The following is a 15,123-nucleotide window of genomic DNA, read 5'->3' on the forward strand; positions in this document are numbered from 1 at the left end:
CCGTTCGCGACGAGGCAGACGCCATGGACGGACGGGTAGTCTCGTCCCCTGTGTCAGTAGTCCCCGCCGAAGCCGATGCGCAGCCCGTCACCTCGGACTCCCGAACCTTCCGCCGGGCCGTCCAGGATCTGCGGGAGGGCCTCGGCCACCACCAGCTGTGGTTCCACCTCGGCTGGCAGGACATCAAGCAGCGCTACCGCCGGTCGGTGCTCGGACCGTTCTGGATCACCATCGCCACCGGTACCACCGCTGTCGCGATGGGCATCCTGTACGCCTCGCTCTTCAACCTCGAAGTCGCCGAGTTCCTGCCGTATGTGACCCTCGGGTTCATCATCTGGAACCTCATCCAGGGTTCGATCCTCGAGGGCGCCGAGGTGTTCATCTCGAACGAGGGCCTGATCAAACAGCTGCCCACACCACTGAGTGTGCACGTGTACCGGCTGGTGTGGCGGCAGTTGATCCTGTTCGCGCACAACTTCGTCATCTACATCGTGATCCTGTTCGTGTTCCCGAAGAACCTGTCCTGGGCGGACCTGTCGTTCATCCCGGGGCTGATGCTGATCGCACTGAACGCCGTCTGGGTCAGCCTGGTGTTCGGCATCCTCGCGACCCGCTACCGCGACATCGGCCCGCTCCTGAACAGCATCGTGCAGCTGCTGTTCTTCATGACGCCGATCATCTGGACCACGCAGTCGCTGGAGGGCACCGCGAACGCCGAGCGCGCCAAGATCGCCGAGCTCAACCCGCTCTACCACTTCCTGGACATCGTGCGGACCCCGCTCCTCGGCGGCACCCAGCAGCTCTACCACTGGGTGATCGTGCTGGCCGTGACCGTCGTCGGCTGGACCGTGGCGCTTGTCGCCATGCGCAACTACCGCTCGCGCGTCGCCTACTGGGTCTGACCAGGGGCGTCACCAGTTCGCGCGCACCATCCGCACCACCTGGGTGTGGTTGACGGGCGTCCGCTGGTCGATGACGAAGCCATCCGAGGCGAGCGTCCGGTACAGCGCTGACCCGGCGAAACGGAATGGCTCGAACTGCCACCACACGTTTCCCGGGCCCAGCAGTCGCGAGGCGCCGGCCCGCTCGGTGTCGGTCAGAACCCACACCACCTGGCAGCGCGCCGCCCGCGCCGCGACGACCGTGTCGGCGACATCTGTGTCCCACAGCTCCCCCGCGACGCACCGGACCGGCCGAACCCGATGTCGACGAGCCCGGCGAAGGCGTCCGGCCGAGCCTGCTCGATCGCGCGCAGCGAGGTCGGCTGCCAGGGCACCGTCGGCTGGAACACCACGCAGTCACCCCCGGCGGCGTGATCCCCCACGAAGTCCGCGACCGAGCTGTAGTCCATCCCGCCCTGCTTGCCCCACGGCTGACGCTGAGCCAGGTACGCGGGCAGCGCGGCCAACCCCAGCGCCAGCACCGCGACGACGACCGCGAGCCGCGCGGCGAACAGCCGCACCAGGCAGACGGCGACCAGCAACGCCACCGAGGGTGCGGTGAAGATGAGATAGCGGCCGACATAGATGTTGGTCGCGAGCGCGGAGTACGCCAGGAACGCCGCGATCGGCACCACCATCGCGGGCAGGGCGAGCCGGAGTAGGTCGGCGTCGCCACCGCGAACCACCGACGGCCCGGCCAGGACCATTCGGAGCAGGCCGGCCACCACCACCGCCGCGCACCCGGCCGCGAACCACGGCGCCTGCTCGAACCACTGGTCGAGGAGCACGGTCCGCACCCACCGGCCGTCGAGCGGCGGCACCCAGGACACCTGACCTGCCTGCGCAATCGCGAGACCGGCGAGGGGCGCCGCCAGGACGGTGGCCCCGGCGGCCGCGACCACGAATCGCAGCCTGGGCGCGCCGCGGGTGCAGGCCACGGTCACCGCGTGCGCAGCGACCAGTGCCGCGCTGTAGACGAACAGCATGATCGAGAGCGCGACGACCACCGCATACAACGCCCACCACCAGCGGCTGGTCGAGCGCATCGCGAGAACCAGCACCAGACCGGCCACCGCGGCCAGCGCCGCGACCATCGCGTACGACCTGGCCTCGGTGCTCGCCCAGGTGATGCGCGGCATGATCGCGAACACCGCGCCCGCCACCACCGCGGTGCGGGTGCCTGCGAGCAGGCTCGCCGTCTGCACCAGGGCGGCGGTACCGATCCCGATCGCGATGGCGCCGGGCGCCCGGGCGGACAGCTCGGAGACGCCGAACAGCTCGAACCAGCCGTGCATCACCAGGTAGTACAGGCCGTGCACGGCGTCGATCCCGCGCAGCAGCTCGACCAGCTCCGGCACCGAACGGTCCGCGGCGGACACCGTCGCCGCCTCGTCCCACCAGAAGGACGGCCGCCAGGACCACGCGACCCCGATCAGCGCCGCCGACAGACCGGCGGCGAGCGGCAGCAGCCACCGCGCCCGACCCGTAGCGTCAGCCGGTGGCGCCACCGGTCACCCCTTGGCGCCGAACAGGCGAGTCCAGTTCTCCTTGCTGGTGATCCGCGGCAGAGCGTCGGAGTAGATGGTCTTCATCTGCGGCGCCTCCTTGCGGAGCCGCCAGCACACCTTCGCCGCCCGCTTCGTCAGGTCCAGCGCGGTCTGCTTGTCACGCCTGCGGACCCGGACGCCACCCTGCGAGGAATCGGTCACCGTGGCCTGCGAGAACAGGGATACATGCCACCAGTTCGCGTAGTGCGCCGGGATGGTGACCGGGCGGCCGTCGACCTTGCCGAGGAACTGCTGGACCGCCCGCTTCGCCAGCACCAGGCCCTCACGGCTCTCGTCGGGCTCGAAGTCCCACACGTCCATCTGGGTGTGCGGATCGGCGTCGGCTCCCGCCTCGACGGCGGGGCGGGCGACGGTCTCGGGATACTTGGCGCGCAGCTCGCGGATCGACGACAGCACCGACTGGCCGCCGTCTTCGAGGAAGGACGGACCGGCGAGGAAGTCCTCCGCGGCCTGGATGAAGGTCGCGGCGAGCCCGTACTGCATGGAGACGATCAGCTCGCTGATCTTGCGGAACAGGTACTTGGACATGGTCTTGCCGTCGAACCGGCCGTAGATCGACGAAACGATCAGCCCGTTGCGGATGCTGAAGTACCGCGCCCAGTCGTCGTAGTCTTTGAGGTGGAAGTCGGCGTGCCACACGCCTGCGTTGGGCAGGGTCACCGTGGGGTGGCCCCTGAAGCGGGCTCTGATGCCGTACTCGATGTCGTCCCACTGGAAGAACAGCGGCAGCGGCAGCCCGCAGTCGGCGATGATCTCGGCCGGCAGCAGGCAGGTCCACCAGCCGTTCCAGCCCGCGTCGAAACGCTCTTCCTGCTTCTTCTTGAGCAGGTCGACGCCCATCATCGCGCCCGCGGTGAGGGTGCCGGCCTTGATCTCGTCGAGCACCTCCCGCTCCGCGCTCACGTGCAGGGTCTGCGGGTTGCTGAGCGAGAGCATCTGCGCGCCGACGATGGCGGGCTTGACCGTCATGTTGGCGAACGCGTTCATCCGCAGCACCGTCTCGGGCTCGCAGAGGATGTCGTCGTCCATCAGGATGACGTTGGCGTGCGCCGATCCGGGCGCCGAGGTGACCTCGTGCATGCCACGGGCGAAGCCGCCAGCGCCGCCGAGGTTCGGCTGCGTGAGGTAGATGAGCTTCGTGCCGAGTGCGGCCGCGACGTCCTGGAACTCCTGGCGCGACTGCACCTGGTCGGTGCCCTGGTCCACGACGCAGACGGCGTCGATGTCGGCCATGGCGCCTGCGTCGGCGGCAAGGGTTCCGACGGTCACCGCACAGTCGTCGGCGCGGTTGAAGGTGCAGATCACCACGGCCGCCGGGCGGAGGTGCTCGGGTGCGGGGACGGTCCAGCGGGCCTCGGACAGGCTGAGCTCGCCGCGGTCGGCGTCCGCCTCGAACCAGAGCGCACCGCCGTCGACGAACCGGTCGAGCTTCCCCTCGAGGGTCAGTACACCGGATCCGGTCACGGTCTCCTGCAGGATCAACCGCTTGCGGCCGCGCGCGTCGGAGGCCCGCAGCGCGATCCGCGCGGTGCCGGTGGTCTCGTAGCGCACCTCGAAGCGGAGCGCGGTGACTGCGGTCCAGCGCTGCCAGAAGCTGGCCGCAACCCTGCCGAAGTAGGTGTTGGTGTCGGCGTGCGCACCCTCACCGAGCTGGAGGGAGTCGCGGGTCGCGGTGGCCGCGCCCTTGAGGTCGACGTACATCTTGCGGGGCACCCGCGGCGACGTCGACGAGAACAAGCCGCGCTGGACCACCAGTCGGTCGCGCCGCTCGTGCTCGACGAGCGCGTCCTGCAACGCGTCGACGTTGTTTTCGATCGGCGGCGCCCCGACCGCAGTTGCCTGATCCATCGAGCTGTCCCAACCGTCGTCTGTCCCGAGCAAGTCCGCGACGAGACTATCAATGCGCGGGGTACTCCCTGAATCGCGCGACGCGAGGTCCCGGAGGAACCCGCACCGACCCAGCCGGGCGAACCCGGTGTTCAGGCCCCGATCCCCGTTCGGCCGCCGCGTACGCCGCCTCGGTGGCCGCCTTCTGTGGTCGCCACCACTGCTCGTTGTCCCGGTACCACCCGATGGTGGCCTCGAGCCCGGCGCGGAAGTCGACATAGCGCGGGCGCCACCCCAGCTCGTCGCGGAGCCGGCTCGGGTCGATGGCGTAGCGCAGGTCGTGCCCGGGCCGGTCCGTGACGAAGTCGAACTCGTCCCGGTCCCGGCCGAGAATCTCCAGAATCGACTCGACGACGGTCCGGTTGTCGGTCTCGCCGTCCGCGCCGATCAGGTAGGTCTCGCCGATCCGCCCGCGCTCGAGCACCGCCCACACCGCCCGGTTGTGATCGTCGACGTGGATCCAGTCCCGGACGTTGAGGCCGTTGCCGTAGAGCTTGGGCCGCACCCCGTCGAGCACGTTGGTGATCTGACGGGGGATGAACTTCTCCACGTGCTGGTACGGCCCGTAGTTGTTGGAGCAGTTCGACAGCGTCGCCCGGATGCCGAACGAGCGCGTCCACGCCCGCACCAGCAGGTCGCTGGAGGCCTTCGTCGACGAGTACGGGCTAGAGGGGTTGTAGGCGGTGTCCTCGGTGAACCGACCCGGCTCGCCGAGCTCGAGGTCGCCGTAGACCTCGTCGGTGGAGATGTGGTGATAGCGGACGTCGTGGGCGCGCACCGCCTGCAGCAGGCTGTAGGTGCCGATGATGTTGGTGTGGACGAACGGCCACGGATCGGCGAGCGAGTTGTCGTTGTGCGACTCCGCGGCGAAATGCACCACCGCGTCCGAGCGGGCGATCAACCCGTCCACCAGCGCCGCGTCGGTGACGTCGCCGTGCACGAACTCGATCCGATCGGCCACCGGGTCCAGGGACGCCCGATTGCCTGCGTAGGTGAGGGCATCGAGGACCGTCACGTGCACCTCCGGGTGCTCGGCCACGGTCTGGTGCACGAAGTTGGCGCCGATAAACCCGGCGCCGCCTGTGACGAGAAGCCTCATGTGCTCGAACAGTACCGGCGTCGCAGCGTGTGCCCGGTGCCTGCGTGGGACACTGCAGACCATGCGCGGAATCATTCTGGCCGGTGGGACGGGGTCGCGGCTGCATCCGATCACCCTCGGGGTGAGCAAGCAGCTGGTGCCGGTCTACGACAAGCCGATGATCTACTACCCGCTCTCGACCCTGATGCTGGCGGGCATCCGGGACATCCTGGTCATCACCACCCCGAGGACTCCGACCATTTCGCCCGGTTGCTCGGCGACGGCTCCCAGTTCGGCGTGCACATCACCTACCGCGTGCAACAGACCCCGAACGGGCTGGCGCAGGCCTTCGTGATCGGCGCCGAACACATCGGCGGCGACACCGCGGCGCTGGTGCTCGGCGACAACATCTTCTACGGGCCCGGCATGGGCAGCAGGCTGACCCGGTTCAACCGGCTGTCCGGGGGCGCGGTGTTCGCGTACCGGGTCTCCGATCCCAGCGCCTACGGCGTGATCGAGTTCGACACCGCAGGCCGGGCGGTGTCGCTGGAGGAGAAGCCGAAGAAGCCGCGCTCCAACTTCGCGGTGCCGGGCCTGTACTTCTACGACAACGACGTGGTCACCATCGCCCGCGACCTGCGGCCGTCCGAGCGGGGCGAGTACGAGATCACCGACGTCAACCGCACCTACCTCGAGGCGGGCACCCTGCAGGTCGAAGTGCTGCCACGGGGGACGGCCTGGCTCGACACCGGCACCTTTGATTCGCTGCTGGATGCGTCGAACTACGTGCGCACCATCGAGGAACGGCAGGGCCTGAAGATCGGTGTGCCCGAGGAGGTCGCGTGGCGGCAGGGCTTCATCGACGACGACGAGCTCCGCGAGCGCGCGGAACGGCTGGTGAGATCCGGCTACGGAAGCTATCTGCTCGGGCTGCTCGAGCACGGCAAGGACTGGTGACGTGGAGTTTCGGGAACTGAAGATCGCCGGCGCCTGGGAGATCACCCCACGGCAGTTCGGTGACGGGCGCGGCGTCTTCCTCGAGTGGTTCAAGGGCTCCGCGTTCGAGGCGGCCGTCGGCCGGCCGCTGGACCTGCGTCAGGCGAACTGCTCGGTATCGGCCGCGGGCGTGCTGCGCGGCATCCACTTCACCGACAACCCACCTGGTCAGGCGAAGTACGTCACCTGCGTCAGGGGCGCCTTCCTGGACGTGATCGTCGACCTGCGGGTCGGATCGCCCACGTTCGGCCAATGGGATTCGGTGCTGATCGACGACGTCGACCGTCGGGCGGTGTTCCTGTCCGAGGGGCTCGGACACGCGATCCTCTCCCTGGAGGACGGCTCCACGGTGATGTACCTGTGCTCGCTGGAGTACACGCCGACGCTCGACCGGGACCTGCATCCGCTCGACCCGGAGCTGGGCATCAACTGGCCCACGGCGGGCCGGGACGGAACCGAGTTCGCGTTCCAGCTCTCCGACAAGGACGCCGCGGCACCTACGCTCGCCGCCGCGTCGGAGGCCGGGCTGCTGCCTCGCTACGAGTCGGGGACGCACCCAGTCGGCTAGGCCTCCTTGCCTGACCCCTGTCCGGTCCGATGCCGGCTCAGTTCCAGTTGATGCCCAATGATCCGAAGCCGACCGATCCCAGCCCGGTGACGAGGATTCCCTCGGTGAGGATGCCGGTGTTCCCCGAGCCGGTGTTGAGCGAGCCGGTGTTCAGGGACCCCACGTTGCCGGAACCCGTGTTCCCGAACCCGACATTGCCCGAACCCGTGTTCGCGAACCCGATGTTGCCCGAGCCGGTGTTCGCGGACCCCACGTTGTCGGAGCCGGTGTTGAAGGACCCGGTGTTCTGCGAGCCGGTGTTGTCGGGTCCGTTGTTGGACGATCCCGCGCTGCCGGAGTCGAAGGTGGTCCCGAGGCTGCCGAGCCCGGCGAAGCCGGTGTTCAGGCTGCCGATGGCGGGGTGGGTCAGCGAGTCCGCGAACTCCGCCAGGCCCGTCGGCGGGGCGGCGCCGGGCGCAGCAGGGCCGGTGGATGCGACGGCGATGCCTGCCGAGCCGGCCGTCACGAGCGCCGACGCGAGGGCGATGGTCGTCGCCCGTGCGAACCGGCGCGACCTCCCCTTCGATGTGACCTCCATGGAAGTGCCCCTCCCCGGTTCGCAACGAATGAACGTGCACGCGCCAGGGACGCTACCGCCGCAACCACGCCGAACTGCCGAAATCGGCACTTTTCGGCGAGTCCGGCAATGAAGCGGGGCGCCAAACGCCCGACCACGCATGGGCCGCCCGCGTAATCTTGAACGACCGCACCACGCCGACCAGAGCCCCCTCCGGATGCCGGGTGTACATGACCAGGACCGAGCGCGACCGGACCACCCCGCAGCGTCGCCGTGCCCGCCGGACGCTGGCGATCCTGGCCGTCGCCGCGGCCGTCACCGCAGGCCTGCTCGCAGGCCAACGCCTGGCCTCGGACCCGCCGAACCAGCTTCCCGCCCCGGCGCAATCGGGCGTCGTCGCTCCGGAAGTCGCCACCCCGCAGTCGATTCCGCCACCGGCACCGCCGCCGCCGGTCCTGCTCACCCCCGAACAGATCCACCAGCGGGTGGCGCCGACGACCGTGCACCTGATCTCGCGGGTTGGCTGGCGCGAGACCGCGGGGACCGGCATCGTGCTCACCCCCGACGGCCTCGTCCTGACCAACCACCACGTGATCGACGGCGCCACCGACATCATGGCGGTGAACCAGGGCAACGGCGCGAGCTACGACGTCGAGGTGGCCGGGTACGACCGGACCCGCGACCTCGCGGTGCTACGGCTCGCGGGCGCCACCGGGCTACCGACGCCCGCGCTCGGCCGCTCCGCCGCGGTGCGGACCGGCGATCCGGTGACCGCCATCGGCAACGCCGAGGGCGCGGGCGTTCCGCTGGCCGCGGGCGGCATCGTCACCGCCCTGAACCGATCTGTCACCGCGCGCGACTCGGCCGACGGCTCGACCAACAAGTTGTCCGGCCTGATCGAGGTGAACGCCGACATCCGGCCCGGCGACTCGGGTGGGCCGCTGGTCGACGGCACCGGCGCGGTCATCGGGGTCAGCACCGCGGGCACCGCCGTCTCGCACGACGAGGGGCCGACACCCGCCCCGCCGCGGGAGATCAAGTCGTTCGCGGTCCCGATCGACGAGGCGATCACGGTCGTGGACCAGGTCCGCGAGGGCCGCGGCTCGGACACCGTGCACATCGGGCCGACGGCCCTGCTCGGCATCAGCGTCAGCGACTCCGTCACGCTCCCCGGCGCCCGGGTGGTCGCCGTCAGCTACGGCACGCCAGCCGAGGGGGCCGGGCTGGTGCGGGGCGACGTGATCACGACGTTCGACGGCAAGCCCATCCGGACCGCGGCCGAACTCACCGCGATGATGGTCGCTCGGCATCCAGGCGATCGCATCGAACTGGGATGGACCGACGCGAGCGGCGGGTCGCGGTCCGCGACGATCGTGCTGACGACCGGTCCGCCGCGGTGACCTGCCCGCCGGCTCAGTGGATCTTGAAGATGACCGCGCGCTGGACGACGAAGTTGATCACCGTCGCGGTGCCCTGCGCGATGACGAAGGCCAGCGGGGTCCGCCACCACTCATCCGCGAACACGTTGTTCATCAGCTCATTGAGCCCGACCTGCACGAGGAAGGTCACCGCGTAGAGCACCACCACCGCGACGAATCGAGCGCGGCTGGGCGGCGCCTTGAAGGTCCAGCGCCGGTTGATCAGGTAGGCGGTGCTGGTGCCGGCGACGAAGCCGATCGACTTGGCCACGATGCGCGGCAGCCCGAGCGCAAGGAACAGCGTGTACAACCCGTAGTCGACGACCGCGGACAGCCCGCCGGTGGCGATGAAGCGCACCATCTGCGTCTTGAGGTCCACATCGGTGCCGCCCGGCTCGTCGACGAGGGGCAGCTCGACGGGTAGCGGCAGGTGCGGCTCGGGGGCGCTGGCGGTTCCGGACACCGGTCGAGAGTAGGCGACTGCGTCGCCCGTGCGCGTGTCTCGCCCCAGTGGGGGTACAAATCGCGCACGGTCCCGGCATGCGTGACGTGCCACACAACCCCTGGACCTCCAGTGCGGTTGAGGTTGCAGGATCGGGTCACGTCAACCGCAAAAGGAGCATCTCGTGTCCGTCTACTCGCTGCCTGAACTGCCCTACGACTACGCCGCCCTCGAGCCGCACATCTCCGGCAAGATCATGGAGCTGCACCACGACAAGCACCACGCCGCCTACGTCGCAGGCGCCAACGCCGCCCTCGACAAGCTCGCCGAACTCCGCGCCGCCGACGCCGTCGCCCCCGTGGTCAACCTGCACGAGAAGAACCTCGCCTTCCACCTCGGCGGCCACACCAACCACACCGTCTTCTGGAACAACCTCAGCCCCGACGGCGGCGACAAGCCCGAAGGCGAACTCGCCGCAGCCATCGACGACCAGTTCGGCGGCTTCGACGCCTTCCGCACCCACTTCAACGCCAACGCCAACGCCATCCAGGGCTCCGGCTGGTCCATCCTCGCCTGGGACTCCATCGGCCAGCGACTGATCATCGTCCAGCTCTACGACCAGCAGGGCAACATCTCCATCGGCCTCACCCCCCTGCTCATGCTCGACATGTGGGAGCACGCCTTCTACCTCGACTACCAGAACGTCAAGGGCGACTACGTCAACGCCTTCTGGAACATCGTCAACTGGAACGACGTCGCAGCCCGCTTCGACCGCGCCCGCACCCAGACCGCAGGCCTCATCGTCTAGTCCCTCCCTGCCGAGTGTGCACTTGCCGGGCCAAACCCCAAGGAACGGCGACGGGAGCTGCACACTCGGCGGGTCCGGGCCGGGTGCCGAGTGTGCAGCTACCGGGCCAAATGTCGAGTGGCGGCGGCCATATCTGCACACTCGCCAGGGGTCGGATCCGCTACCGCCAGGTAACCTCTACAACGATGTCCACGACAGCTGAAGAGTCCCCGGCCGCCGCCGTGCAGCCGCAGCCTCTGACCACCCAGACCCGCACCCTGACCGGCTGGGGGCGCACCGCGCCCACCACCGCCCAGGTGCTGTCCACGCCCGACGTCGAGGTGATCGCCAGCGCGGTCGCGCAGGTCGCCGAGCAGAACGAGGGCAAGCCGTCCTACCTGCGGCGCGGCGTCATCGCCCGCGGGCTCGGCCGGTCCTACGGCGACCCGGCGCAGAACGCAGGCGGCCTGGTCATCGACATGAATGCGCTCAATCGCATTCATCGCATCGATCGCGACACCGCCCTGGTGGACGTCGACGCCGGTGTGAATCTGGACCAGCTGATGAAGGCGGCCCTGCCGTTCGGCCTGTGGGTTCCGGTGCTGCCTGGCACCCGCCAGGTCACGATCGGCGGCGCCATCGGCTCCGACATCCACGGCAAGAACCACCACAGCGCCGGCAGCTTCGGCAACCACGTCGTGTCGCTGGACCTGCTGACCGCCGACGGCAAGGTCCGCACGCTCACCCCCAAGGGCGGGCGCAACGATCCCAAGGCCGCGCTCTTCTGGGCGACGGTCGGCGGCATGGGCCTGACGGGCATCATCCTGCGCGCCACCATCAAGATGACGCCGACCGAAACGGCGTACTTCATCGCCGACGGCGACGTCACCCAGAACCTGGACGAGACCATCGCGCTGCACAGCGACGGCTCCGAGGCGAACTACGAGTACTCCAGCGCCTGGTTCGACGCGATCTCCGCGCCGCCGAAGCTGGGTCGTGCCGCGGTCTCCCGTGGCTCGCTGGCGAAGCTCGATCAGCTGCCGGCGAAGCTGCAGAAGAACCCGCTCGCGTTCGATGCGCCGACCCTGATGACCTTCCCGGACATCTTCCCGAACGGTCTCGCGAACAAGTTCAACTTCGGGGCGATCGGCGAACTCTGGTTCCGCAAGGCCGGCACGTACCGCGGCAAGGTCCAGAATCTGACGCAGTTCTACCACCCGCTCGACATGTTCGGTGAGTGGAACCGCGCCTACGGTTCGAACGGGTTCCTGCAGTACCAGTTCGTGGTGCCGCCGGAGGCCGTCGAGGAGTTCAAGAAGATCATCGTCGACATCCAGCGCTCCGGGCACTACTCGTTCCTCAACGTGTTCAAGCTGTTCGGCGAGGGCAACCAGGCGCCGCTGAGCTTCCCGATGGCCGGCTGGAACATCTGCGTCGACTTCCGGATCAAGCCGGGCCTGAACGAGTTCGTCACCGAGCTCGACAAGCGCGTGCTCGAGTTCGGCGGCCGGCTGTACACCGCCAAGGACTCGCGGACCACCGCCGAGACCTTCCACGCCATGTACCCGCGGATCGACGAGTGGATCGCGACCCGCCGAAAGTACGACCCCACAGGCGTTTTCGCCTCCGATATGTCCAGAAGGTTGGAACTGTGATCAACGCCGTGGGTAACCCCCAGACGCTGCTGCTCCTCGGCGGCACCTCCGAGATCGGCCTGGCCATCTGCGAGGAGTACCTGAAGAAGGCTCCGATGCGGGTCATCCTTGCCGCGCTGCCGGGTGATCCGGGCCGCGACGCCGCCGTCGCCCAGCTGAAGGCCAAGGGCGCCACCGAGGTCGAGGTCGTCGACTTCGACGCCGTGGACACCGAGTCGCACCCGAAGGTGATCGACGCGGCCTGGTCCAAGGGCGACGTCGATGTCGCGATCGTCGCGTTCGCGCTGGACGGCGACTCCGAGGAGCTGTGGCAGAACCAGCGCAAGGCCGTGCTGGTGGCCAACGTCAACTACACCGCGGCGGTGTCGGTCGGTGTGCTCGTCGGCGAGAAGATGAAGGCGCAGGGCTTCGGCCGCATCATCGCGATGTCGTCGGTGGCCGGTGAGCGCGTCAAGCGCGCCAACTTCGTCTACGGCTCCACCAAGGCCGGCCTCGACGGCTTCTACCTCGGGCTCGGCGAGGCCCTCGCCCAGTTCGGACCGAAGGTCACGGTGGTCCGGCCCGGCATGGTGCGCACCCAGTTCAGCGCGCACGTCAAGGAAGCTCCGCTGACGGTCAACAAGGACATCGTCGCCACGCTCGCCGTTGCCGCGTCCGACAAGGGCAAGGAGATCGTCTGGACGCCGGGTCCCTGGCGCTTCGTGATGATGGTGCTGCGGCACGTGCCGCGGGCGATCTTCCGCAAGCTGCCGATCTAGCCCCACACGACCGCAGCACCCGACGAATCGGCCCCACCACAGTGCATCGTGGTGGGGCCGCTTTCGTCGTTCGGGGCGTACCGCAGCGGGCAGGGCCGCACGTCGCTCATCCCGGCATGACCCGCCGCCATTGGCCGTTGCTCTCACAGGTCTGGTAGCTGCCGTCCGGGAGATAGATCTTGCTGCCGACGCTGTGCTCCTTGCCGTCGTGGACACAGACGACCGCCTGCGTTCCCTCTGCCGAGCTGCGGATCTCCGCCTGCGCGACCGAGGCGGTGGCGCCGATCGATCCCGCGGCGACGAGTAACGAGATGCCGAGCATCTTTGCGGTTCGAGGGATCATCTGAGGCTTTCCGTTGGGGTCGGGTGCGGGTGGACTACAACAAATATGGGACGGCGAGGCCCACACCACCAGGCACCCTAGGGTGCCGATTCGGCCACCCCCGCAACCCCGCCGCGGCGCTCGCGTCGGGCTCACCCTCGGTTCACTAAGCTCAGTGCTCGTGACTGACGCTCCCGCAGCTCCGATCCCCGACACAGCCCCGAGCACGTCCGCGGCCCGCAGGGATCCGCTGCGTCGCGCGGTGTCCACCGCCGGGGAGATGGGGCTGGCGGCGGTCGTCGCGGCCGCCATCGCCGCGGTCGGACTGATCGCCTTCGGGCTGGTGGACTGGCCGGCGTTCAACTCCTCCAACGTCACCCAGGCGCTGACCACGGTCGGGCAGGTCGTGACCTTGACGGCGCTTGGTCTGTCGGTGTGGCTGCTGCGGGCCCGCCGCGCGGTGGTCGCGGCGAAACTGCTGTCCTGGGCCGCGCTGTCCGGTTTCGTCACCGTCACCCTCGGGATGCCGCTGGCCGCGACGAAGCTGTACCTGCACGGCATCTCGGTGGACCAGGAGTTCCGCACCGAGTTCCTCACCCGGATGACGGACACCGCCGCGCTCGACGACATGACCTACGCGGACCTGCCCTCGTTCTACCCGGCGGGCTGGTTCTGGGTCGGCGGCCGGGTCGCGAACCTGCTCGGCATGGAGGGCTGGGAAGCGTTCAAGCCGTACGCGATCGCCTCCATCGCGGTGGCCGCCGTCGTGTCGCTGGTGTTGTGGTCGAAGCTCATCCGCAACCACGTTGCGGTGCTGGTCGCGACGGCCGTGACGGCGATCGCGCTGGCGTACGCGTCCCCCGAGGCGTACAGCGCGGTCCTCGTGGTGCTGCTGCCGCCGGTGCTGGTGCTGGCCTGGGGCGGGCTGTACCGACCGGGGCGGAGCGGGGCCGACGGCTGGGGTGCGATCGTCGGGACGGGCATCTTCCTCGGCGTCGCCGCCACCTTCTACACCCTCTACCTGGGCTGGGCGGCGTTCGCGGTGACGCTGATGGCCGTGCTCGCCGCCGCGCTCGCGGTGCGCGCGAACGGGCCGCGGGCTGCGCTGGACCCACTGCTCCGCCTGGTGGTGGCGGGGGTGATCGCCGGGCTCATCGCGTTGATCGTGTGGCTGCCGTACCTGAACGCGATGCGCACCGGCCCGACCGCGAGCTCCGGCACGGCATTGCACTACCTGCCCGATGCCGGCGCCCATCTGCCCCTGCCGATGTTCCACTTCTCGCTGCTCGGCGGCCTGTGCCTGCTCGGCACGGTGTGGCTGGTCGGCCGCGCCTCCTCCTCGCGGCGCGCACAGGCACTCGGGATCGGCGTCGTCGCCGTGTACGCCTGGTGGCTGCTCTCGATGGCCGTGACGGCGATCGGCAACACCCTGCTCTCCTTCCGCCTCGAACCGGTGCTGTTCGTACTACTCGGCGCCGCAGGCGTTTTCGGGTTCCTCGATTTCGCGCGCTGGACGATCCTGGCGACCAGCGAGAACCCGCGTGTCCGGGCCGCGATCGTCGCGATCGGCGCGCTGGGCGCCTTGGCGTTCGCGCAGAACATCCCGCAGGTCCTCGCATCGGAGATCACCACCGCGTACACCGACACCGACGGCAACGGCGAGCGGGCGGACAAGCGGCCGCCCGGCGCCGCCGCTTACTACGACGAGGTCGACGCGGCCATCATCGCCCAGCGCCCGGGACCGCGCTCGGGCACCGTGGTGCTCACCGCAGATACCAGTTTCCTCAGCTTCTACCCGTACTTCGGCTTCCAGGGGCTGACGTCGCACTACGCGAACCCGTTGGCGCAGTTCGACCGCCGCGCCGCCGCGATCGCAGACTGGGCCGAGACCGAGAGCCCCGACGAGTTGGTCAAGGCCATGGACGAAAGCCCCTGGCGCACACCGGATGTGTTCGTCTTCCGCAAGGGAGCCGACGGCTACACCCTTCGCCTGGCGGAGGACGTGTACCCCAACGATCCGAACGTGCGCCGCTACACCGTGACCTTCCCTGAGAAGCTGTTCGACGACCCCCGGTTCACCACCACCGAGGTCGGTCCGTTCGTGATCGTCACCCGGGTCGCCTGAACACGGCTGTCCCCCACACCGG

At 69.1% G+C, this 15,123-nt stretch carries 14 protein-coding genes and 1 pseudogene; 8 read left to right on the plus strand and 7 right to left on the minus strand.

The annotated features are described in order from the left end of the window. Nucleotides 1-23 precede the first annotated feature (23 nt). On the plus strand, nucleotides 24-902 hold the full coding sequence (locus tag BTZ20_RS24885) for an ABC transporter permease (protein WP_083743001.1): 879 nt from the start codon (nucleotides 24-26) through the stop codon (nucleotides 900-902). Between the two features lie 9 nt (nucleotides 903-911). On the opposite strand, the gene BTZ20_RS26430 is transcribed toward BTZ20_RS24885, so the two are convergent. The 4 genes from BTZ20_RS26430 to rfbB are packed head-to-tail and all read right to left on the minus strand — an operon-like array spanning nucleotide 912 to nucleotide 5,495. Continuing rightward, a complete protein-coding gene (locus BTZ20_RS26430) occupies nucleotides 912-1,109 on the minus strand; it encodes a hypothetical protein (protein WP_145982410.1) in 198 nt (65 codons plus the stop codon). Beyond that, nucleotides 1,097-2,449 (minus strand): glycosyltransferase family 39 protein, encoded by a 1,353-nt coding sequence (locus tag BTZ20_RS24890; protein ID WP_083742842.1) that lies wholly within the window; start codon nucleotides 2,447-2,449, stop codon nucleotides 1,097-1,099. The genes BTZ20_RS26430 and BTZ20_RS24890 overlap by 13 nt, the downstream gene beginning before the upstream one ends. 3 nt (nucleotides 2,450-2,452) lie before the next feature. Continuing rightward, nucleotides 2,453-4,357, minus strand: coding sequence for a glycosyltransferase (locus BTZ20_RS24895; protein ID WP_077043986.1), 1,905 nt, complete (start codon nucleotides 4,355-4,357; stop codon nucleotides 2,453-2,455). 49 nt (nucleotides 4,358-4,406) lie between these two features. After that, the gene (gene rfbB, locus BTZ20_RS24900; RefSeq protein ID WP_083742843.1) at nucleotides 4,407-5,495 is read right to left on the minus strand and encodes a dTDP-glucose 4,6-dehydratase; all 1,089 of its coding nucleotides are present in this window, start codon (nucleotides 5,493-5,495) and stop codon (nucleotides 4,407-4,409) included. Between the two features lie 61 nt (nucleotides 5,496-5,556). On the opposite strand from rfbB, the pseudogene rfbA reads away from it, so the two are divergent. Continuing rightward, nucleotides 5,557-6,431, plus strand: a pseudogene (gene rfbA, locus BTZ20_RS24905) (glucose-1-phosphate thymidylyltransferase RfbA). 1 nt (nucleotide 6,432) lies between these two features. Next, a complete protein-coding gene (locus tag BTZ20_RS24910; RefSeq protein ID WP_077043195.1) occupies nucleotides 6,433-7,038 on the plus strand; it encodes a dTDP-4-dehydrorhamnose 3,5-epimerase family protein in 606 nt (201 codons plus the stop codon). A gap of 37 nt (nucleotides 7,039-7,075) precedes the next feature. Here BTZ20_RS24910 and BTZ20_RS24915 read toward each other — a convergent pair whose 3' ends face one another. Next, nucleotides 7,076-7,615 carry a pentapeptide repeat-containing protein gene (locus BTZ20_RS24915; protein ID WP_077043196.1) on the minus strand — a complete coding sequence of 180 codons (540 nt, stop codon included), beginning with the start codon at nucleotides 7,613-7,615 and terminating at the stop codon, nucleotides 7,076-7,078. A gap of 209 nt (nucleotides 7,616-7,824) precedes the next feature. Between BTZ20_RS24915 and BTZ20_RS24920 the strand changes: the two genes are divergently transcribed. Beyond that, complete coding sequence (locus BTZ20_RS24920) at nucleotides 7,825-8,994, plus strand: S1C family serine protease (protein ID WP_077043987.1); 1,170 nt, start codon at nucleotides 7,825-7,827, stop codon at nucleotides 8,992-8,994. Between the two features lie 13 nt (nucleotides 8,995-9,007). On the opposite strand, the gene BTZ20_RS24925 is transcribed toward BTZ20_RS24920, so the two are convergent. Continuing rightward, complete coding sequence (locus tag BTZ20_RS24925) at nucleotides 9,008-9,475, minus strand: GtrA family protein (RefSeq protein WP_077043197.1); 468 nt, start codon at nucleotides 9,473-9,475, stop codon at nucleotides 9,008-9,010. A gap of 163 nt (nucleotides 9,476-9,638) precedes the next feature. Here BTZ20_RS24925 and BTZ20_RS24930 point away from each other — a divergent pair, with 163 nt between their 5' ends. From BTZ20_RS24930 to BTZ20_RS24940, 3 genes are all read left to right on the plus strand, one after another. After that, nucleotides 9,639-10,262 (plus strand): superoxide dismutase, encoded by a 624-nt coding sequence (locus BTZ20_RS24930; RefSeq protein ID WP_072752934.1) that lies wholly within the window; start codon nucleotides 9,639-9,641, stop codon nucleotides 10,260-10,262. A gap of 185 nt (nucleotides 10,263-10,447) precedes the next feature. After that, the gene (locus BTZ20_RS24935) at nucleotides 10,448-11,896 is read left to right on the plus strand and encodes an FAD-binding oxidoreductase (RefSeq protein WP_077043198.1); all 1,449 of its coding nucleotides are present in this window, start codon (nucleotides 10,448-10,450) and stop codon (nucleotides 11,894-11,896) included. Further along, on the plus strand, nucleotides 11,893-12,654 hold the full coding sequence (locus tag BTZ20_RS24940; RefSeq protein ID WP_077043199.1) for a decaprenylphospho-beta-D-erythro-pentofuranosid-2-ulose 2-reductase: 762 nt from the start codon (nucleotides 11,893-11,895) through the stop codon (nucleotides 12,652-12,654). Before BTZ20_RS24935 ends, BTZ20_RS24940 begins: the two co-directional genes overlap by 4 nt. Nucleotides 12,655-12,760: 106 nt before the next feature. On the opposite strand, the gene BTZ20_RS24945 is transcribed toward BTZ20_RS24940, so the two are convergent. Further along, nucleotides 12,761-12,997 (minus strand): hypothetical protein, encoded by a 237-nt coding sequence (locus tag BTZ20_RS24945; RefSeq protein WP_145982411.1) that lies wholly within the window; start codon nucleotides 12,995-12,997, stop codon nucleotides 12,761-12,763. A gap of 259 nt (nucleotides 12,998-13,256) precedes the next feature. On the opposite strand from BTZ20_RS24945, the gene BTZ20_RS24950 reads away from it, so the two are divergent. Next, on the plus strand, nucleotides 13,257-15,101 hold the full coding sequence (locus tag BTZ20_RS24950) for a galactan 5-O-arabinofuranosyltransferase (protein ID WP_077043988.1): 1,845 nt from the start codon (nucleotides 13,257-13,259) through the stop codon (nucleotides 15,099-15,101). The last annotated feature ends 22 nt before the right edge of the window (nucleotides 15,102-15,123 follow it).

The organism is Rhodococcus sp. MTM3W5.2, assembly GCF_001984015.1.
Taxonomy (GTDB): domain Bacteria; phylum Actinomycetota; class Actinomycetes; order Mycobacteriales; family Mycobacteriaceae; genus Rhodococcus_G; species Rhodococcus_G oryzae.